Here is an 18752-nt window from a genome sequence, read left to right as displayed (position 1 = left end):
GTAAAGATGGGGCTTTTTCCTTAGCAATTATTTTCAAAATCGTGTGTCTAACGGAAATACCGCTGGTAGTAATCCAACGTAAAATACCCTATTCTTTAAACGTACCTCGTTCGAGAAGCCATTTAGTAAGCGACTTAAACGCACAGACTATCGAACGAATTCACTGAGTAATACTCAGACTCCATGTGTCATAGCGTTATCCATTTCTGATGTCACACCACATCTCCCAAATCCGCACCGCATCGCTCAAGAACAAGCCGTTTTTAGGTTTGCTTTTTGCGCTTTGGCTGTTGGCTGCCTGGGCCGTGGCGGAGCACGTGGGTCAACATTTGCTGAAAACAGAAAGTGAATGTGCTTTCTGCCTGGCTTACGACACACTCAGCGATGCGATAACCTCACCCACGCTTGCAGTTCCCGCGCAAGGCGATACCTATACCGATTATATTTACCCACTTTCCACCCCGGTGACGCTTGCGCTGCAAACACCCGGTAATCGTGATCCACCTGCTCTTCTGGCGACTAACCCCGCCTAATTCCAATCATTAACGACTAAGTGTTCTGCGCTCTGCTCAACGTCATTTGAGCGGAAACCGTTTTGTGCGCGGAACCAAACTATGTATTGCGGAATGCCAGGAGAAACCATGCTTTCCAAATCACCTATTGGGATATTGCTGTGCGCAGCGATCGCCACCAACGTTCACGCTGAAGAACACTCGGCTCATATGGAAGCCATCGAAGAGATTGTCGTCACGGCCTCTCCCATCTCTACAGATCCCGATCAATCCACCGGCATTATCGGAAAAATTAATCGTGAAGATATCATGCGCCAGGGTGGTGCCAACCTGGCCGATGCGCTCGCCAATGTTCCCGGCGTCACTGGCTCCGGCTTCGCTGCTGGCGCCAGTCGTCCGGTCATTCGAGGTTTCGACGCCAACCGTGTAAAAATTCTGGAAAATGGCGTTGGCAGTTTTGATGTTTCCGATGTCGGCCCCGACCACGGCGTCCCTATTGACCCTCTGTCGACACAGAGCATTGAAGTTATCCGAGGCCCAGGCACGCTTCGCTACGGCAGTCAGGCCATTGGCGGTGTCGTAAACGCCATCAACAATCGAGTGCCTATGCAGCTACCGGAAAAAGCCATCAGTGGCGAAGTCACCGGCAGCTACGGAGACAATGCCGACGATCGACAAGGGTCTGTCTTATTGGACGGCCGCGTTGATCAATTCGCCTGGCACGCCGATGGCTTCGCGCGGAAAACCGGCGACTATGAAATTCCCCATGGCACCCAGAGCAATTCCTATTTCGAAGGCGATGGCTATTCGCTCGGCAGTTCGTACTTTTTCAATGACGATAAAAGCCACGTGGGCGTTGCCGGTATTCACTATGACTCCGAATACGGTATTCCCGGTGAAGATACCTATATTGATATGGAACAGGACAAAGGCCTCTTGAGTGGGTCCTTTGCGATTGATGGCGACATACTGCAAACCATCAACGTTGATGCCGGTTATGCCGACTACACCCACAGTGAAATCGACCCGGAAACCGGTGAGCGCCTGGCTACCTTTAATGACGAAGAGTGGGACGCCCGAGGCGAAGCCATCCTGGGTGCTGTCGGACCATTTTCGGCTGCGGCCATCGGCGTGCAGCTGGAAGATCGCGATTTTTCCGCACTGGGTGAAGGCACGGAATATCTCTCCCCAACCAACACCAAAACCCAAGCCGTTTTCGGCTTTACCGAAAGTCAGTTGACCGACGCCCTGGATTTACAATTGGGAGCTCGCGTTGAATCTGTCGATGTGGAAGGCACGCCGCTAGACGGCTCAAAACGTTCTCTCGATTTTACACCGGTCAGCGGATCGGTCGGACTGCTTTATGACGCCAGCGATATTCTAACGTTAGGTTTCACCGCATCCAGCACTGCGAGAGCCCCGGCGCAAACCGAACTCTTCGCCCGCGGCGCACACGACGGCCCCGCAACGTTTGAATACGGTAACGCCAACCTCGATATGGAACGCGCCAATTCACTGGAGGCCACCGCTCGAATTCGCAAAGACAACGTCCGTATCGACGGCGCCTTATGGGCAACCGCATTCGACGACTACATCTATGGTCGAATCACCGGCAACACCTGTGACGAAGAAGGATTCTGTTCCGCTGGCGATGCCGGTGAATTGCGAGAACTCATGTACGAACAGCAGGATGCCACCTTCCGCGGTGCCGAAGTTAAATCCACCATCGGCCTCGCGGATACATCGAGCGGCGCCTTAAGCCTTGACCTGCTTGCCGACTATGTTCGTGCCACCTTTGACCACGGAGGAGGCGATGTTCCGCGCATTCCCCCTTATCATCTCGGCGGTGGGTTAACCTGGGAAAACGCCACAGTATCAGCGGGCTTTTTACTCAAATACAGCGGCGAACAAGACGATGTGCCGGAGACAGAAACCATGACCAAAGGCTTTACGTCATTGGATGCTCACGTCTCCTGGCACCCACTCGCCTCTACGCCGGGATTTGAGGTATCGCTGATCGGACACAACCTGACCGACAGCGATCAACACAATGCCGTTGCGTTAAACAAAGATGAAGTCACCTTGCCAGGAAGAGATATCCGCCTCGCCGCGCACTGGGATTTTTGACCGCTACCAATCGCTGAGACAGCCCTTTAAGGCATCCTTGAAGGGCTGTTCTGCTCAACGCTAATGTCTGGTGGACGTTTTCCAGCTTACTGACACCAGAACCAGCTCACCAACGATAACAATTATCATTTGCCATACGCCTCTCATCCACATATTATACCTTTGTAAATATACCCACTTTCGATTTGCCCAGCGCCAGATTGGACTTTAGAGATACCGGATGAACGAATCAGCCGCTGTTTTTAGACTTATGAGAGGCGCCCTAAGGTCTCACCAGTGGCTTATTAACAAGCGCTTATTTGTACCTGTTAGCTTGTTGGTTTTCTTGTGCTGGCCTGTAAGCCGGGAGACGACCATGCAGGTCCTTTCGGATGCTTTCTTTCAGGTGGGAGCTTTCGTCTATGCGTCTCTGGCCCTCTACTATTTGTGCACCCTGCGAATCTCCAGCCAAGCAATCAGCCGATTTATTGCGCGCAATCCCTTTTATGAAGTGGGTCTGGCGGCATTTTTAGGTGCTTTGCCTGGCTGTGGCGGAGCGATCATTGTTGTCACTCAATACACCAAAGGCGTCGCCAGTTTCGGAGCGGTGGTAGCGGTGCTCACAAGCACCATGGGAGATGCAGCATTTCTTTTGCTTGCTCAGTCCCCTGTCGATGGGCTTACCGTCATGGCTATTGGTATGAGCGTCGGCACCCTTTCTGGGCTTGCGGTGAATCAATTTCACAACCTCAGACCAAACCAACCAGAAACATCCGACGCATCCGAAGAAACAAAAACCACAACACATCTGACCTCTCGTATTCACGAAGTCATGACCGAGATATCGACACAGTTTTGGTTAATCGTATCTATACCCGTTACGATTATTGCCATGATGCTGGCGTTGCAAATCGCGCCATCCACTTATCTGCCCATTTCGGAAAATGAGCTAACGTTTATCGGCGCACTGCTCGGCATGACCTGCGTACTGCTGTGGGCCATCAGTGGTACAGGAATCGCGGGAGGCTATTCGTCTTTAACTAGCGAAGAAGATATAACACGGCCTACTTGCTGGAAGAAAAAGGCGGCTCTCGATACGCAATTTGTGATGGTGTGGGTTGTTGTCGCCTTTATGATATTTGAAATTTCTATGCTCTTATTCGGGCTTGATCTCGCGCAGGTTTTTCAATCGATGGGCTGGAGTGTCGTTGGACTGGCCATTCTTATTGGTTTTTTACCCGGCTGCGGCCCCCAGATTTTAGTCACCAGCTTATACCTAAATGGCGCACTCCCATTTTCAGCGCAGCTGGGTAACGCCATCAGTAATGACGGCGATGCGCTTTTTCCCGCGATTGCTCTCGCCCCGAAAGCCGCTCTGCTCGCGACAATTTATTCCGGCATTCCGGCTTTTATCGTCGGTTACGGCTATTACTTTCTATTTGACGTTTAAGCCTTAGTCAAAGGGGCTTTTGTGCAACAAAAAAGAACAGCGGATAGGATTTCTCTATGCCGTCAGTATCAGTTTTTCTAATCGAATAGTACTCATCCGCGCCAAGTACGCTAAAACCTGACGCTTCAGAAAGAGATACTAGCTCTGGAACATCAAAGCCATTATGCCCCTCAAATTCAGAATGATGCTTATGAAAGGAACCATCTTCTTTGTATAGGTCAGCAATGATCAATGTGCCATCGCTTTCGAGGACGTCATACGCATCTGAAAAAAACTGTCCTAAGTCCAAAACATGATGCAGAGTCATTAAGGTAACGATTGCTGAATGTTTAGACGTTAACTCAGACAAGCGATCAATATGATGAGTGTAGATATTATCAATGTTTGATGCTTCAATTTTACCTTGCGCAACCTCTAACATTTTTGCAGAGGCATCTGCTAAATGTACCTGAGAAAATGTCTCTCGCAGCTGCACGCCTAGCAAACCAGTACCACCACCAAAATCAACAATGCTCTCCCGAGATGTAAAGTGAATATCTTTTACTTTACTTGCCGTTACAGACGCTCGCTCAATCTTCGCCGGATTCGCATCCCAAGAATTTGCGACAGAATCAAAATATGTGCTCATAGTACCTCCTTTACTTGTGCGCTAAAGGCCACAGAAAATTGAATTCATCTAACTCTGATTTAACCCCAGCTCCTTTTGTTTTTTCTTAGTCAATCCCAGAGAAACAATTCGATAGGATTCTTTCAGATAGAACCTAATATCTGTTTTCGCGGTTTGGTATTCACCAAATTGTTGAATCCATGTCATGCCCCGTGATGCCAGGTAAGGTGCAGGTCGGTAACCGGGCTCCTGCTTAAGAATATGAAAATCCATCTCGGAGACCTTAAAGCTATATGCCGGATTACCGCTCTCTTTATTCCAGCCACCAATCGCAAAGACCTTGCCCCCAACCTTCCACACATGGGCGTTACCCCACTGCATCACATAGGTGGCGGCCGGAAGGGATCGACAAAAGTCATTGTACTGGTCATAGGTCATGTTCAATGTCCCTTGCAAAGAGGATGCGTAAATACCGGCCAGTTTGGACCTGCAGAGACTGAAAACCGAATCCCGCATATCTTCACTTATCGTTAACCTGATACAGCAAAGGCGTCGGCATTAAAGGTACATCTACTGACGTACAACCTCCGATAGCTGCAATCAGGATTCCTGTTGCCAGATAGCGCAGGAGCGTCCCGTTAACAATCACATTAGCAATAGCCCTAACCACCTTTCCTGCGAGCAGACAAGATTGGGGGGGTATGGTTTCGCGCTTTATTTACGCAGGAATTGAGAGGCTCTGTCATGCCGATCAACACTCCCTGTGTAAAGGCGATCAGTTCCTATGCTATCACCGGTCGGGTTACAGAAATAAAACAACCGACATCTGATGTAGAGAGCGCAACTGTACGATTAGGTCCCCTGGTCATTACTGCGGCCAATAAAGACAGATCCTATCGCCGTTATCAAATTGATAGATTTCCGCGTCGCGGCCACCTGGCCGACACTGTCCTGTCGCCCGAGTCATGGACTGAGTACGCAACAATTGATTGCGTTTGTCGAGGACCTCTATAGAGTCCGACTCAGATTCAATATATCGATAACGCCGGCCCTGTAGTTCAAACAATACCCAACTCACTCCCTGGTTCATGCCACTACCAACGATAAGACAGATATCGGTGCCCTGCACACCATCGGTTTTATAGTCACAGCCCAGCACTTGCGGCCCGTTATCCAAAGCCACAACGCCAGGTGCCAGCAGTAGACAAAGGCAACTGCAAAACAGCTTCATTTTAAACATTCCGCGGTAGCGGCGAATACCAATTTGCATACTACGCATCTCGCTTTAGGACAAAGGCAGAATCACCAACACCTGAAGCCCTCCCCCTTCCCGGTCTCGCAATTCAATATGACCACCCTGTCGCTCGATAATCATCTTGGCAATGGATAAGCCTAACCCGGATCCTGACACATTTAAATTGCGCGCCTTATCCGACCGATAAAAGGGATCCAGCACCTTGTCTTTTTCAGCATCACTGATACCCGGACCACGATCCATAAATACCACCTGCAAACCAGCGACGGTCTTTTCGCAGTAGATCTCTACGCCACCGGCATACTTCAATCCATTTTGGATAATATTGATAAATGCTCGCTCCAGACGCGAACGTCGACAGTAGAGCGTCAGCTCACAACCCGACCCGATATGAATCAAGGATGCGGTCGAACCATAGCTGTTAGCGATGTCCTGTAACATCTCCCCAAGAAAAACCTCCTCATCCTGAGGTTCGCTAGACTCCATCTCAGCCAGCGCCAACGTATCATCCAGCAGTGACTGAATGGCATCGATGCTGCGGGCTGCCGCATCGCGATCATCTTCCTCCAAACTCTCGATCCGCAGTCGTAAACGGGTGAGATAGGTGCGCACGTCGTGGGACATACCCGACATAATCAAGGTTCGGGAAGCCATCAATTGGGCGATGCGATCCTGCATATGATTGAATTCATCAATTAGATTGCGCAGCTCTTTGGATCCACCAGGCTTCACTGATTTGGGACGACCGAACTGGGCAAAAGACCGTGCCGATCTTGCCATATCACCAATCGGGCGCACCTCCGTCAGAATCGCCAACAGCGCCAAAATCGCCACCACAAACGCCGCCAGTCCTACCAGCAAACCCGCGGGGATGCGCCGCAGGCGAGCATCGAGAATGTCCGGCGTTTGTATGACCAGATATTCCGTCGGGGTTAATTCCACCACCAAGCGCATGGGATATTGTGCTTCGAGCCCGGCGTCCCCTTCTTCGGGGGCCGCAAAATCCCCCAACCGATTGCCGACCATACCGAAAACTCGCCGTCCGTCTAAAGCATCGGTGTAATTGGCTACGGCCCGACGAAATGCTTTAAAAGCGATTCCGCTGCGTGTTTCAACAACGCCAGGATTAGCAGCGATATAGACTTCAAAACTACCGGAATTAACCGCCTTAAGAGCTAAAGACCGTTGCTCCGGTGAGGAACTTTCAATCAGCTCGACAATCGCCGCCACCTGGGCGGGTATCGGCAGAATAAACATGGAGCCACTGTCGGATTTACGAGATAGCCAAAACGAGGTGGCCATAATCGTCATCAGTGCGATCATCACCGCCGCTGCGGCGATAATGGATCGAAACCCCAGCAGTGATGACAGGCGGCTAGAAAACATGGCGTCAGAGATTATTGACCACTTCGGTCAACATATAGCCACCATTGCGAATGGTTTTAATCAACGTCGGTTTAGTAGGATTGGGCTCAATCTTTTGCCGCAGACGGGAAACCTGGACATCAATCGAGCGATCAAAGCTGCCCGCATGCTGACGTCCATTAACCAAGTCCATCAGCAGATCCCGATCCAAGACCCGCTGGGGACGACTTAAAAACACCGTTAGCAAAGAATACTCGCCGCTGGACAATTCAATGGCATCGCCGTTCTCCAGAGTCACTTCTCGACGCTCAAAATTAATGATCAAGTGTCCACAGCGTGCACTCTTACCGCTGTTTACAGCAGTACCATTACTGTTACGGGTGCGACGTAAAATGGCTTTGACGCGAGCGGTCAGCTCTCGGGGATTAAAGGGTTTGGTGAGGTAATCATCGGCTCCCATTTCGATACCAACAATACGATCAATGGCATCGCTTTTGGCGGTGAGCATAAAGATGGGAATCTCGCCTTCCGCCCGCAGACGACGACAGATCGACAGGCCATCCTCACTGCCGGGCAACATCAGATCCAGAACAATCAGATCCGGTGTTGGCCCCATCATCAATTGCCGATGTTCATCGGCATCTCTGGCCAAGGCAACCGTAAAGCCTTCCTTGCGCAGAAGGTTTCCCAGCAGCTCACGAATTTCGTCATCGTCCTCGACAACGTGCAGTAGTACAGGTGCGTTCATGGGAGGGATTATGCCTCAATTTTTTACCGCGATGCTATGAGTCTAGCCCTTCCGTTACAAACTGTTACGTAGCGATACAGACCTGCAAATCACGGGTTACGCAATTGTGGGAAAGTGTCCCTGTCGGCGCTAATGCCAAGGTTAAAAGGACAATTACCCCATGTTTAAACGTTTTACTTTACTCACACTCCTCAGCTCAACTCTGTTAATAGCTCCCGCGTTCGCCGAGACCCTGTCTGGCGACCGTCCCGATCTTAATGGTGATGGCAAGATTACCGAAGACGAAGCCTTAACTCTGGCCAGATCCCGCTTTGATATCGCCGATATTAATCAGGATGGCATGGTCTCCGTTGAGGAAATGGAACTGGCAGCCCTGAGACGCTTTGCCGCTCACGATACCGATGGCGACGGCGAAATAAGTCGCAAGGAAATTCGTAAAAACTTTATGGCGAATCGTTAACAGCACTTTCATCAATCCGCACATCATGACAAGGAACCTCATCATGTTATTCCGTAAAACTTCTTATATTGCTCTCTCAGCACTCTTGTTGGTGGCATCAGCCACAACCCTGCCTGCCCAGGCAGCTCCCGATCGTCAACGGGATGTCACCTTCTCTAACAGCCAGGGCAAGAGCGCCACCCGCACCACCAATATCATGCGCAATGACGGCGTGAAAACGAAAACCATCTCTACTCAAACGGGTAAAGGTTACGGCGCCTCCGCCACCAAAGAACGGGGTTACGACTCAGAGACAGGATCCCGCTTTGCCAACAAAACCATCACCACTAATTCTGGTGAGACGGCCACTCGAGCGACCAGCGCTGATTGTGCAGATGGTAGCTGCTCACGAGCATCAGAAATAACGGGCGTAAATGGCAACACCGCTTATCGGGACGTAAGCCGCAACGGCGAGGGTGAGAAGACCACCACCATTACAGGACCCAATGGCGAATCCAAAAGCCGTACTCGTTGGATCAATGTGGAGTAATTCATTCTCGGTAAGATTCCGGCGATAGCGATATCGCCGGATGGTTTCCCGTTGACCATGGATGGATGGTTACGATGTTTAAAAGCTCTAACTCACCAATGACCGCTTACAACAAATCACTAACAACGATCCTGGCTATTGCCAGTATGCTGTCTACTGATGTGCGGGCGTCACCTACAGTTAGCTTTTATACCGGTTCTGAATTTCAATCCGGGGATTACGGCTATGATGAAACCACGGAAATTCTCACTATCCCCTTGGGGCTGTCAGTTACCCAAGAACGGCTAACGCTCTTTGTCGAATCGGCTTTTATTCGAGCGGATGGCTACCAAGACGCTATAGCCCAAACGACCACTAACAACACAAGCCACTTACGTAGCCGCTGGCAGGATCGCCGAAGAGACACCACTGCAGAAGAAACCGTTACCGTCTCCGGCTTAGGCGATACGATCTTTGGCACAGGGATACGGCTTACTCCCAACGGGCAAAGCTATTACCTGGGCACCACCCTAACGACGTCCGCCCCTACTGGCTCAGAAGACGACGGCTTGGGCTATGGCGAATGGGTCAGCTATCTAAGCCTGGATGGAGAAAAGCGCTGGGGGGCTATCGCCGTTACCAGCTCAGTCGGTTATGCCTTTGCCGGTGACATCGAAGACTTCGACAACACCGGTGATGGCAATCCCGAGTCCATAGACGGTGATTACAGTTTTGCCAGCTTCGGCACTTATATGGATACCAATGACCACTTAACACTGGGAACTCGAGTTGACTGGACAGAATCCATTTTTGAAGACCGGGATGTCCAAGCCACGTTGAAATTAACCGCCAGCTGGCGTCTCGACAACGGCTTCTATCTCTCCAGCAGTCTCGCTAAAGGTTTGACCGACTCGAGCCAAGACCTTGGCGCCAGTGTGACACTGTCTTTTACCCCTTCCAACGGACATTAATGCCATGTTTGCCACTGCTGTTGCCCCCTGGATATTTGTATCCACACCGGTGCTCATTATCTTAGAAGCGCTTTGGCTGAAGTTTAAAAAGGATCACTACGACTGGCGGGAGGCATTGGCGTCTTTAGGGGTCGCCGCCGGTAATATTTCCATCGGCTTTTTCACCGGTAAGCTCATTACCGCCAGCTATCAAGCCCTGGGTCAGAAGCCCCTGGTCACCATTAACATCAACGATTGGAAAATGTGGGTAATTGGCTTTTTCGCCATGGAATTTTTTTACTATTCCATGCATCGATGTAGTCATACCATTCGCTGGATGTGGGCCAGTCATAGCGTACACCACTCCGCCAATCATTTTACCTTCCCCGCCGCTATCCGCCTTGCCTGGACCAGTTTTATATCCGGCTCCTGGTTGGTCTTTATCCCCCTGGTATTGTTGGGTTTTCCACCGTTAATGATTGCCGTCTTACTCGCAGTGAATTTGAAGTATCAGTTTTTTCTCCATACGGAACTTATCGGTCGGCTGGGCCCGTTGGAGTGGGTTTTGAATACCCCCTCCCATCATCGAGTACACCATGGCTCTAACCAGGAATGTCTCGACAAAAACTACGGTGGCATTTTGATTATCTTCGATAGGCTGTTTGGTAGCTTTACTGACGAAAACAGCCTGCAAGAACCGATTCGCTACGGCCTGACAACACCAAATACTTCTCACAATCCTTTTGTGATTGCGCTGCAGGAATGGCGTAATTTGTTTACCGATTGGCACTCGGCCAACACTTTCAAGCAAAAAATTTCCCATTGTTGGCATCTCAATAGGAACGACCAGCCCACTCCTTCTAATGGGATCGCTTCAATAAGTTCACCCAATGGGCCAGAGAATTGTTTGGGCTTTCCTCACAAAGAAGCGTAACCCCGACACACAGGCTTTATCGAACAGGGACAGGATGTCTCCAACATCAACGTCGTGGTGTGCTTCAATCAAAAGATTGCTAGCGGCAAGTACGCAGCACTTTGTGAACAGATAGCGGTCATCGCTGGGAATGACAATGCAGAGCAAACAGCTAACCGGTTAACGCTTTTACATGTGCTACGACACTTCTGGAAAGCGCGCTGAGGTCGTAGCCACCTTCAAGCACCGAGACGATTCTACCGTTGCAATGTTTATCTGCGATCTTCTTTATTGCTTCGGTTAACCAGGCGTAGTCACTTTCGACCAATCGAATATTACTCATTTCATCTTCCGCATGGGCATCAAAACCCGCCGAAATAAAAATGAGCTCAGGCTGAAATTCATCTAATCGCGTAAACCAATGGCTGACGAGTTCTCTGTACTCTTTGCCCGAGGTCCCAGCGGGCATAGGCACATTCAAAATACCGGGTCTTGTCTCTTCATCGCCACTGAAAGGGTAAAACGGATGCTGGAACGACGAACAGAACATGATTCGCTCATCATCAAGCACAATATCTTGAGTGCCATCGCCATGGTGAACGTCAAAATCAACAATGGCGATACGCTTTAGATTGAGCTTTTCTAGTGCGTATTTTGCACCGATAGCGACATTATTAAAGACACAAAATCCAGCAGAAGACGCCTTTTTTGCGTGATGCCCTGGGGGCCTCACCGCACAAAATGCACTTGAAGTCTCATCTGCCATGACCATGTTTATGGCGTCTATCACTGCACCGGCAGCATACAGAGCGGAATCAAGGCTTTTATCCATGAAGATGGTGTCTTCATCGATCCACACCCGCTCATACTTATCTTTCGGCGCTTTTTCAAAGACATTATCAACAAAGTCTTTATCGTGCGCGAGCGTAATAAGGTCTTTGTCTATGGGATTGGAATCGGCAAAACGCACGACATATTCCAGCCCCGAGGCGATCATTTGGTCATTGATTTTATACAGCCTCCCAGGGGTTTCTGGATGCTCTTCTCCCATATCATGGAGTGCGCAATGAGGACTGCCTATTATTGTTACTGTCACTGCCTGGTCCCATATATCAACAATGAAAACCTGTTTTCTAAGATCTGAACGTCGTGCTTTGCTCAATACTCTCCAATGACTCTTTCGTCAGATCCCGTACCAACTTTATTTCGTCAGCATCGTCCGTCATTGTACGTTTAAATCCATTGCTTTCAAACACGGCAATCATGGGCTTATTATTGGTTTTCACCATCGCAAAGACGGTTTCTAGTCCTCGAAGCTTGGCAATTCTTACCATCTCAGCCAACAAACGCTTTGCCATTCCCTTGCCTTGGTTGGTCTCTCTCGTTACAAAGGCTACTTCACAGGCCTTTGCTTTTTCGTAGAGATAATAACGGCCAACCGCCTCGATACGGATGATGGCGCCTTCTTGAACCACGATGGTCAGGGCGATATCTTTGGTTTGATCAACACTCACCAGGTCACAAGACTTCTCCCTCGTCATGGACTGAGGAATATAGTTGTATCGCATTTGAATGGTTTCTTTCGTATGCGAATAAAAGAATTCCTGCAAACGACGTTCGTCAGACGGGTTGAGCGGTCGTAAATAAAACTTTTGACCATCAATACGAATGGGTTTGATTTGGACATCGCCAAATTCTGCCACATCGGTCGGGAACTGTTTTTGGTAATCGGGCACCCAGTAGTATTGGCGTATTTTTTTAAGCAGGTCTGCTCGGAACTTGGGATGCGCAACCCGGATTAATTCCAACGCTCGCTCTCTGACACTTTTCCCTTTTAAATAAGCGATGCCGAATTCCGTCACCACATACTGCACATTGCCCCGAGACGTGACAACACCCGAGCCCTCGCTAAGATGGGCAACGATTCGGGAGATCTCGCCATTTTTGGCGGTAGAGGGTAAGGCGATGATCGACTTTCCATTCTTGCTTTTTGAGGTGCCGTCGATAAAGTCGACCTGCCCACCGATCCCGCTGTAAAAGTCATAACCGATAGAATCTGCAACCACCTGGCCACTTAAATCAATTTGCAGCGCACTGTTGACAGACACCATGTTATCATTTTTGGCGATATTGGTGGGCTTATTGATGTAAGACGACGGGTAAAATTCAACATGGGGATTGAGATTCACAAACTCATAAAGACTTTTACTGCCAAGCGCAAAGGATGTAACGGTTTTACCTGGATGGAAGGTTTTTTTGCGATTATTGATGACCCCCTTCTGTATGAGCTCCATCATCCCATCACTGATCATTTCTGAATGCACGCCCAGATTTTTATGGGTGTGTAGATAACGCGTCACCGCCTCGGGTATTTTGCCTATGCCCAACTGAATGGTTGAACCGTCGTCTATCAGCAGAGAGGTATATTGCGCAATTCTGTCACTTATCTTGGTCTCACTGGCCATTTTGACTTCAGGCAATTCCTGAGAGACTTCGATACACGCACTAAATTCATTGATGTGAATGAACGAATGCCCGCAGGTACTTGGCATTTCAGGATTAATTTGCGCAATAATATGCTTAGCGTTTCTGGTAGCAGACATCACAACATCGACAGACACCCCCAAAGAACAATAACCGAGTGAATCGGGTGGCGATACCATGATTAACGCGACATCAAGAGGCATGACATCGTTGACGAACAGGCTCGATATCTCCGACAGAAAACAAGGGGTGTAGTCCGCCCTCCCCTCATCGACGGCTTGTCGTACCGCGTCACCGTGAATAAAAAATGTGTTTACCTTGAAACGGTCGTTATATTCGCGACGGGCCCATTTATTTTCACCAATGGTGACGATATGAGTGACCTCAATATCGTCAATGCCTTTACCGTCGGCAATCAGGCTATCCATCAGTGCGTTTGGAACGGCAGCATTGGAGCCGATAAAGATTCGATCACCGGATTTGAGAAACTGATGCCAGTCTATTTTTTTCGCGTACGGGTAGTTGTCTCGTTGCATAGCCTATGATCTGCAAAAGGTTCTATAAACGGTTTGTATTCTATCACTTAATAGCGAGTTCGGCTTTGTTGGTAGGCGTCAGTTTCGCAACCCTTAAAAAAATAGGCGTGGACTCACCCATAAAACAGCTTACAGTAGCTGCTCAAAGCCACTGAGCGATAGACGTTTACGATTCAGATTGGGAACGTAACGCTGTCACAGCTCACGATTCACTTCCCGGATCGACTGGAGAAATACATCAGCTTATGATGCTAATGGCTGACACAGAGTTTTGAACACCCTCAACTCAAAGGTACCCGGACGAATCTGCTCTTCAAAATTGATGACAACTATGGCGGCTGATTGTAATTGGGTTTCTTGAAGCTTGACATCCTGCAACTCGCTTTAGCGATACCCAATTTTAGAGAAAAAGCCCTTGCTTTTCGAGTTATTCTACAAGCTCAACGCCGCAATCAGTCGCGCTGTATGCGATGGCGCTTGCATTACAGGGAAGCACGGCCATTCATGCAGACGGACAGTATGTACAGCGTCGATCTGCATGGCTTTGTTAGCATTTTTTAGCCTCCAGCGTTCAAATTTACAAACGCTACCCTAAACTGATTCATCACTCTTTCGGTGTCGCTGTTGAGCCTCGGAATAACATTTCTATCCCATTTCTTAGAATGCTTACTCAGGATCTTTTCTACACTTTTCGAGCTAGTGTTTGAGACGAAATACACCTTTTTAGCGGCAAATTCACTATCCAAACCTAAAAAAGAGCGAGCAAGGTCAATCCCAAGGTGAGTAAAATAGTACTTACATTCGACAGCGAATATTACTTTGGTATTACGAGGATTTACCTTGCCACGCCTGCACGTCTCGCACTCTGCTCTATCAACAACGGCAACATCTGCCTCATGGGACACACCAGATTTACCACTAATCTTTATCCCTACATGAATCTCAACAACTGTGCCATTGGGAAATTCCACAACAGCATGTGTGTATTTACGTTTGTTTGAATAGATAGTACCTGGACTGGTTCTGAACAGAAGCTTCGTCGTTTTATTGCCGGTGTTGTCTTCAAAATAAACCGTAGCGCTCTCCACTTTTGCGGCTCGCAATATTAGTGAGAATATGTATGCTTCATACAAATCTGAATTTGAGTTACTTAGTAGATTTTTAACTTTTGAATCTCCTAAACACTTCTTTAGAATTTTGATTAAATCGGATCTAGAAGTCATTTTCTTTCTCATACTCTCTAAGGACAGACTCTATTTCAGTTGGCCTATTATCTAGATCTTCTTTCGTGATTGTCTTGTCATCATCAAAGTATATTTCTATATTAAAGTCTTCACATAAACCCGATAGAGCATCCGCAAGGTGCAATGCGTCATGAATACCCGTGATCAATGAACGTGTTATCAGCGCTTCACTTTCTTCTTCCGTGTAGGGCTCATAACCGGTGAACTTTGCTTTACGACTTCTTTTGAATTGGACATCCCGTTCATCGGCTAAAACATCTAAAGCTTGCTCGTCTTTAGATCTTAGTGAGACTGCCTCCACCTCTTTTTCTACCAATTTTCCTTGGTTAAGTTCATTCTCTATGGCGGTGACGGCTTTTTCTAGACCAGTTCCCTGAACCAACTCCTTTAACTCTTCTATCATCCGATTACTGCTCTCTTTATCTTGACGCTACCGCCGCCATATGTGGCATGGTTTGCGGAGTGGAGCTTTGGGGTAAATTTGCGAAGCCTTCCCAAAGCACCGCGGAGCAAACCATGCCCCTATGATGGCCTTGTGTACGCCCGGCATGGGCATGAACTACTGGGGTGAAAGTCCTCTGTAGTAAGATCACCGTTAAATCAATCTCAAAAGATTTAACGCCAACTACTAGCGAATGGCAAGGGCTAACCTGCGAGGGGCAGTCTGAAGTAAGCCGCTAGCAAAGCTGTGAGCGGATGAACAAGAACATCATATGAGGCCCAGGCTGAAGGCGAGTTGGCACAAGACAACGAAGCCAAGTGATCATACGGCTACCGTAAAAGATGCAGCTGTGCAGTGAAGGTTCATGCCCTTATCGGGGCAGTCCGACGATTCGGGATCTGCTTAACCAGCGATCAGTAAGTAACCAGTGAGGCTCTGGTCAATAAGTGCCTCGGCTCCGTAGAGTGTATCGCCTTCGGAGAGCGAACCAGATACACACCGATAGCGCTGACAGGGGTAATTCTGTGAGTGATTAAGTAGAAGTCAGCCTTTAGTCATGATCTACTCGAAAACGTACTCGCCCGTGCGAACCTGCAGAAGGCATGGGCAACTGTTCGAGCCAATAAGGGGCCTGCTGGTATCGATGACATGAGCATCGATGAGTTCCCCGCCTGGGTAAGGGCCGGTTACTGGCAATCCGTCGCCCGAGAGCTGGAGCTAGGCCCCTATATGCCCGCCCCAGTACGGCGCGTTGAGATTGGAAAGCCCACAGATGGCGTCCGTTTACTCGGTATCCCCACCGTTAAAGATCGGGTTATCCAGCGAGCCATTGCCCAGGTCCATACGCCCCTCTTTGATCCAGATTTTTTCGACAACAGCTTCGGTTTTCGTCCGGGTCTTAATGGCCAGCAGGCGGTTAAACAGGTGCAGAGCATCATCAAGGAAGGACGACGCACTGCGATTGATGTCGATCTTTCAAAATTATTTGACCGAGTTAATCACGATCTGCTGATGTCACTCTTAAGCCGTAAGGTGAAAGACAAACGTCTTCTCAAATTGATCGGAAGGTACTTGCGTGCCGGTATCATGGATGGTTGCCAGTTCATTGAGAGTCGGGAAGGTGTGCCACAGGGTGGGCCAGTATCGCCACTACTGGCCAACATCATGCTTGATCCTCTGGACAAAGAATTAGAGAGGCGCGGTCACAAGTTCGCTCGTTACGCTGATGACTTCACGATACTAGTGAAAAGTCAGCGTGCTGGTGAGCGGGTATTGCGCAGCTTCAGCCGTTACCTGCAAGATCGCTTGAAACTGGTCGTTAACGCGACGAAAAGCCAAGTCGTCAGAACTGCGCAAAGTCAGCTGCTTGGGTTTACGTTCCGGTATGGACGCATACAGGTTCACCCGAATAAACTGGAACAGTTTAAGCGACAGATTCGTCGTTTGACGAACCGCAACTGGGGTGTGTCGATGCGCTACCAGCTTTTCAAAACCAGTCGATACATGCGAGGCTGGATAAACTATTTTGGTATCGCCAACTGCTACCAACTTTGTGTCGATCTTGATCATTGGATCCGACGCAGAGTACGAATGGCTTATTGGCGGCAGTGGCGTAAGCCTCGCACCAAGGTTAGAAATTTGATCAAGCGTGGCATATCCGTACAAGCTGCCGTTGCGTGTGGCATCACCAGCAAAGGACCATGGCGTAGTTCGAAAACCCTAGGGATCAATCAGGCATTATCTGATGCTTATCTCAAATCTGAAGGGCTTTATTCGCTACGTGATGGTTGGATCAAGCTTCACTATCTTGTTTGCAACGCCCTGTGCGGACCCGCATGCAGGGTGTTGTGGGGGCCGAAGGCTAAACACCTTCGGCTACCCGATTGGGCCGCTATCCGATTAGTTGATACATTGCGGTACATCGAAAGATATGCTCACATCTGCAGATTACTGTCGATTCACCCAATCTATTGCGGTGGCAAATGTATTATCCATGTTGTTGTGTCCCAATCCTGAGAACACTACGTAGTCGTATCGATGCCCTTCTTTGCGGAGCGTGCGTAACCTTTCGATCGACAGATCTACCGGGATGCTACCATCATTGTCACTGAACAGCCAAAGTCTCCGGATCGAGAGTGTTTTCAAAGTCTCGCTCGAGTCCGTAAAAAATGAACCTAAGTGGCAAAAAAAATATTGGAAAGCGTACCGGGAGTTGGCTTAGCCCCTATGAACAGAGGCAGCGGCAAATCTCAGGGAAAACGAAGGATCCTCGGAGGTCGTCACAACGCAAGAACAACCTTGCATATGGCGACGCCTATTGCCTCACAACGCAACCCCATCATTGGCGGCTGTTATCGACACTTGGTTCGGCAAGGAAAACATAAAAAGGTGGCATTAACAGCGGCAATGAGAAAGTTCCTGATTATCCTCAATGCGAGGATAAGAGACATCCGGGATTGTGCATACTAAAAGTTATTCGCTAGGGTTGGACCACAGTTGCTTGCTATGACTGGCCGTGAACGCGAAATAAACGCATACCAAGCAATAAAAATTACAGCTTGAAGCCCAACTAAAGAAGCATGTTTTACCGGTAGCGTAAAGTAAAATGTTGCCACAACGAAGGCAGCATAAACGAGAGCGCTGACATTTAACCAAAAGAATACGGTTTTCTTTGTATCTATAAGCGCAATTGTGAAATACACAACGGGATATGTAAAAAGAAACATAAATACAGCTAGTGCGTAAAATTGGGGGTATATTTTGGTGCTAGTTAGTGTTGTGGCCATCAGTAAATGGGAGCAAATAGCAATTCCTAAAAGATTTCCGCCAATGACAATTCCCAGAGCAATAGCAGCCTCACATATAGGTAGTGCAACCCAAAATATCCGTTTCGGCCTGTTAATTATAAAGTCACAATTTTTTTTCCCAAGCTTTGTTACGATTGCTAATAAAACTAGACCAACAAAAGAAAGGCAGCCAAAAGTATAAATTGAAATAGGCCCCTCCAGAGTCGCCACTACAGGCTTAGGCAGAATTGACTCTAGACCATATGCGAAAGCTATAACGGCGGTTGTAATAAAACCATATAGCAAAAAAATCAAGAAACCCTTGAATGCAGCAACAATTCCAACACTTTTTAATACGTCCATATTTTCTCACTTATCAAATTGTC

General features: G+C 48.6%; 19 protein-coding genes. 9 read left to right on the top strand and 10 right to left on the bottom strand.

The genetic code is table 11. The features are described 5' to 3' along the window. The first annotated feature begins 209 nt into the window (after positions 1-209). The 3 genes from ACXAFR_RS09155 (at position 210) to ACXAFR_RS09145 (ending at position 4068) form a co-directional block, all read left to right on the top strand. Positions 210-533 carry a hypothetical protein gene (locus ACXAFR_RS09155; RefSeq protein ID WP_475175900.1) on the top strand — a complete coding sequence of 108 codons (324 nt, stop codon included), beginning with the start codon at positions 210-212 and terminating at the stop codon, positions 531-533. A 108-nt stretch (positions 534-641) separates the two neighbouring features. Then, positions 642-2639: a TonB-dependent receptor gene (locus ACXAFR_RS09150; RefSeq protein ID WP_475175898.1), complete on the top strand. Its 1998-nt coding sequence runs from the start codon at positions 642-644 to the stop codon at positions 2637-2639. Between the two features lie 355 nt (positions 2640-2994). Further along, positions 2995-4068, top strand: coding sequence for a putative manganese transporter (locus tag ACXAFR_RS09145; RefSeq protein WP_475175896.1), 1074 nt, complete (start codon positions 2995-2997; stop codon positions 4066-4068). Positions 4069-4075: 7 nt separating this feature from the next. On the opposite strand, the gene ACXAFR_RS09140 is transcribed toward ACXAFR_RS09145, so the two are convergent. The 5 genes from ACXAFR_RS09140 to ACXAFR_RS09120 all read right to left on the bottom strand — a co-directional run bounded on the left by ACXAFR_RS09140 (position 4076) and on the right by ACXAFR_RS09120 (position 8043). Beyond that, a complete protein-coding gene (locus ACXAFR_RS09140) occupies positions 4076-4696 on the bottom strand; it encodes a class I SAM-dependent DNA methyltransferase (protein WP_475175893.1) in 621 nt (206 codons plus the stop codon). Between the two features lie 48 nt (positions 4697-4744). Further along, positions 4745-5113, bottom strand: a complete 369-nt coding sequence (locus ACXAFR_RS09135) for an MmcQ/YjbR family DNA-binding protein (RefSeq protein ID WP_475175891.1) — start codon at positions 5111-5113, stop codon at positions 4745-4747. 430 nt (positions 5114-5543) lie between these two features. Next, positions 5544-5945, bottom strand: coding sequence for a hypothetical protein (locus ACXAFR_RS09130; RefSeq protein WP_475175887.1), 402 nt, complete (start codon positions 5943-5945; stop codon positions 5544-5546). A gap of 15 nt (positions 5946-5960) precedes the next feature. After that, a complete protein-coding gene (locus ACXAFR_RS09125; RefSeq protein ID WP_475175885.1) occupies positions 5961-7316 on the bottom strand; it encodes a sensor histidine kinase in 1356 nt (451 codons plus the stop codon). Positions 7317-7320: 4 nt separating this feature from the next. Continuing rightward, positions 7321-8043, bottom strand: coding sequence for a response regulator (locus ACXAFR_RS09120; protein ID WP_475175882.1), 723 nt, complete (start codon positions 8041-8043; stop codon positions 7321-7323). A 160-nt stretch (positions 8044-8203) separates the two neighbouring features. Here ACXAFR_RS09120 and ACXAFR_RS09115 point away from each other — a divergent pair, with 160 nt between their 5' ends. The 4 genes from ACXAFR_RS09115 to ACXAFR_RS09100 all read left to right on the top strand — a co-directional run bounded on the left by ACXAFR_RS09115 (position 8204) and on the right by ACXAFR_RS09100 (position 10895). Then, positions 8204-8503, top strand: a complete 300-nt coding sequence (locus tag ACXAFR_RS09115; protein ID WP_475175880.1) for an EF-hand domain-containing protein — start codon at positions 8204-8206, stop codon at positions 8501-8503. A gap of 43 nt (positions 8504-8546) precedes the next feature. After that, a complete protein-coding gene (locus ACXAFR_RS09110) occupies positions 8547-9032 on the top strand; it encodes a hypothetical protein (RefSeq protein ID WP_475175878.1) in 486 nt (161 codons plus the stop codon). A 74-nt stretch (positions 9033-9106) separates the two neighbouring features. Beyond that, positions 9107-9982: a hypothetical protein gene (locus tag ACXAFR_RS09105; RefSeq protein ID WP_475175876.1), complete on the top strand. Its 876-nt coding sequence runs from the start codon at positions 9107-9109 to the stop codon at positions 9980-9982. 4 nt (positions 9983-9986) lie between these two features. Then, positions 9987-10895 (top strand): sterol desaturase family protein, encoded by a 909-nt coding sequence (locus ACXAFR_RS09100; RefSeq protein WP_475175873.1) that lies wholly within the window; start codon positions 9987-9989, stop codon positions 10893-10895. A 151-nt stretch (positions 10896-11046) separates the two neighbouring features. On the opposite strand, the gene ACXAFR_RS09095 is transcribed toward ACXAFR_RS09100, so the two are convergent. From ACXAFR_RS09095 to ACXAFR_RS09080, 4 genes are all read right to left on the bottom strand, one after another. Continuing rightward, positions 11047-12036 carry a histone deacetylase family protein gene (locus ACXAFR_RS09095; RefSeq protein ID WP_475175869.1) on the bottom strand — a complete coding sequence of 330 codons (990 nt, stop codon included), beginning with the start codon at positions 12034-12036 and terminating at the stop codon, positions 11047-11049. Beyond that, positions 12008-13894, bottom strand: coding sequence for a GNAT family N-acetyltransferase (locus tag ACXAFR_RS09090; RefSeq protein WP_475175866.1), 1887 nt, complete (start codon positions 13892-13894; stop codon positions 12008-12010). Before ACXAFR_RS09090 ends, ACXAFR_RS09095 begins: the two co-directional genes overlap by 29 nt. A 557-nt stretch (positions 13895-14451) precedes the next feature. Beyond that, positions 14452-15117, bottom strand: coding sequence for a hypothetical protein (locus tag ACXAFR_RS09085; RefSeq protein WP_475175863.1), 666 nt, complete (start codon positions 15115-15117; stop codon positions 14452-14454). Continuing rightward, positions 15107-15541: a hypothetical protein gene (locus ACXAFR_RS09080; RefSeq protein ID WP_475175861.1), complete on the bottom strand. Its 435-nt coding sequence runs from the start codon at positions 15539-15541 to the stop codon at positions 15107-15109. The genes ACXAFR_RS09085 and ACXAFR_RS09080 overlap by 11 nt, the downstream gene beginning before the upstream one ends. 630 nt (positions 15542-16171) lie before the next feature. On the opposite strand from ACXAFR_RS09080, the gene ltrA reads away from it, so the two are divergent. Together ltrA and ACXAFR_RS09070 are read left to right on the top strand one after the other, a co-directional pair. Then, positions 16172-17596 carry a group II intron reverse transcriptase/maturase gene (gene ltrA / locus ACXAFR_RS09075; RefSeq protein ID WP_475176876.1) on the top strand — a complete coding sequence of 475 codons (1425 nt, stop codon included), beginning with the start codon at positions 16172-16174 and terminating at the stop codon, positions 17594-17596. Positions 17597-17758: 162 nt separating this feature from the next. Further along, positions 17759-18049 (top strand): transposase, encoded by a 291-nt coding sequence (locus ACXAFR_RS09070; RefSeq protein ID WP_475175860.1) that lies wholly within the window; start codon positions 17759-17761, stop codon positions 18047-18049. On the opposite strand, the gene ACXAFR_RS09065 is transcribed toward ACXAFR_RS09070, so the two are convergent. Then, the gene (locus tag ACXAFR_RS09065; protein ID WP_475175857.1) at positions 18046-18729 is read right to left on the bottom strand and encodes a hypothetical protein; all 684 of its coding nucleotides are present in this window, start codon (positions 18727-18729) and stop codon (positions 18046-18048) included. The two genes, ACXAFR_RS09070 and ACXAFR_RS09065, sit on opposite strands and share 4 nt — an antisense overlap. Positions 18730-18752: the final 23 nt, after the last annotated feature.

The organism is Pseudomaricurvus sp. ABR4_320 (assembly GCF_056159445.1).
The sequence above is the reverse complement of the archived record's forward strand: the minus strand, read 5'-3'. Positions and strand labels throughout refer to the sequence as shown.

Excerpts from the sequence above, each read along its gene's own strand:
- ACXAFR_RS09155 (WP_475175900.1), top strand. The coding sequence starts at position 210 with ATGTCACACCACATCTCCCAAATCCGCACCGCATCGCTCAAGAACAAG.
- ACXAFR_RS09150 (WP_475175898.1), top strand. The coding sequence starts at position 642 with ATGCTTTCCAAATCACCTATTGGGATATTGCTGTGCGCAGCGATCGCC.
- ACXAFR_RS09145 (WP_475175896.1), top strand. The coding sequence starts at position 2,995 with ATGCAGGTCCTTTCGGATGCTTTCTTTCAGGTGGGAGCTTTCGTCTAT.
- ACXAFR_RS09140 (WP_475175893.1), bottom strand. The coding sequence starts at position 4,696 with ATGAGCACATATTTTGATTCTGTCGCAAATTCTTGGGATGCGAATCCG.
- ACXAFR_RS09135 (WP_475175891.1), bottom strand. The coding sequence starts at position 5,113 with ATGACCTATGACCAGTACAATGACTTTTGTCGATCCCTTCCGGCCGCC.
- ACXAFR_RS09130 (WP_475175887.1), bottom strand. The coding sequence starts at position 5,945 with ATGCAAATTGGTATTCGCCGCTACCGCGGAATGTTTAAAATGAAGCTG.
- ACXAFR_RS09125 (WP_475175885.1), bottom strand. The coding sequence starts at position 7,316 with ATGTTTTCTAGCCGCCTGTCATCACTGCTGGGGTTTCGATCCATTATC.
- ACXAFR_RS09120 (WP_475175882.1), bottom strand. The coding sequence starts at position 8,043 with ATGAACGCACCTGTACTACTGCACGTTGTCGAGGACGATGACGAAATT.
- ACXAFR_RS09115 (WP_475175880.1), top strand. The coding sequence starts at position 8,204 with ATGTTTAAACGTTTTACTTTACTCACACTCCTCAGCTCAACTCTGTTA.
- ACXAFR_RS09110 (WP_475175878.1), top strand. The coding sequence starts at position 8,547 with ATGTTATTCCGTAAAACTTCTTATATTGCTCTCTCAGCACTCTTGTTG.
- ACXAFR_RS09105 (WP_475175876.1), top strand. The coding sequence starts at position 9,107 with ATGTTTAAAAGCTCTAACTCACCAATGACCGCTTACAACAAATCACTA.
- ACXAFR_RS09100 (WP_475175873.1), top strand. The coding sequence starts at position 9,987 with ATGTTTGCCACTGCTGTTGCCCCCTGGATATTTGTATCCACACCGGTG.
- ACXAFR_RS09090 (WP_475175866.1), bottom strand. The coding sequence starts at position 13,894 with ATGCAACGAGACAACTACCCGTACGCGAAAAAAATAGACTGGCATCAG.
- ACXAFR_RS09085 (WP_475175863.1), bottom strand. The coding sequence starts at position 15,117 with ATGACTTCTAGATCCGATTTAATCAAAATTCTAAAGAAGTGTTTAGGA.
- ACXAFR_RS09080 (WP_475175861.1), bottom strand. The coding sequence starts at position 15,541 with ATGATAGAAGAGTTAAAGGAGTTGGTTCAGGGAACTGGTCTAGAAAAA.
- ACXAFR_RS09065 (WP_475175857.1), bottom strand. The coding sequence starts at position 18,729 with ATGGACGTATTAAAAAGTGTTGGAATTGTTGCTGCATTCAAGGGTTTC.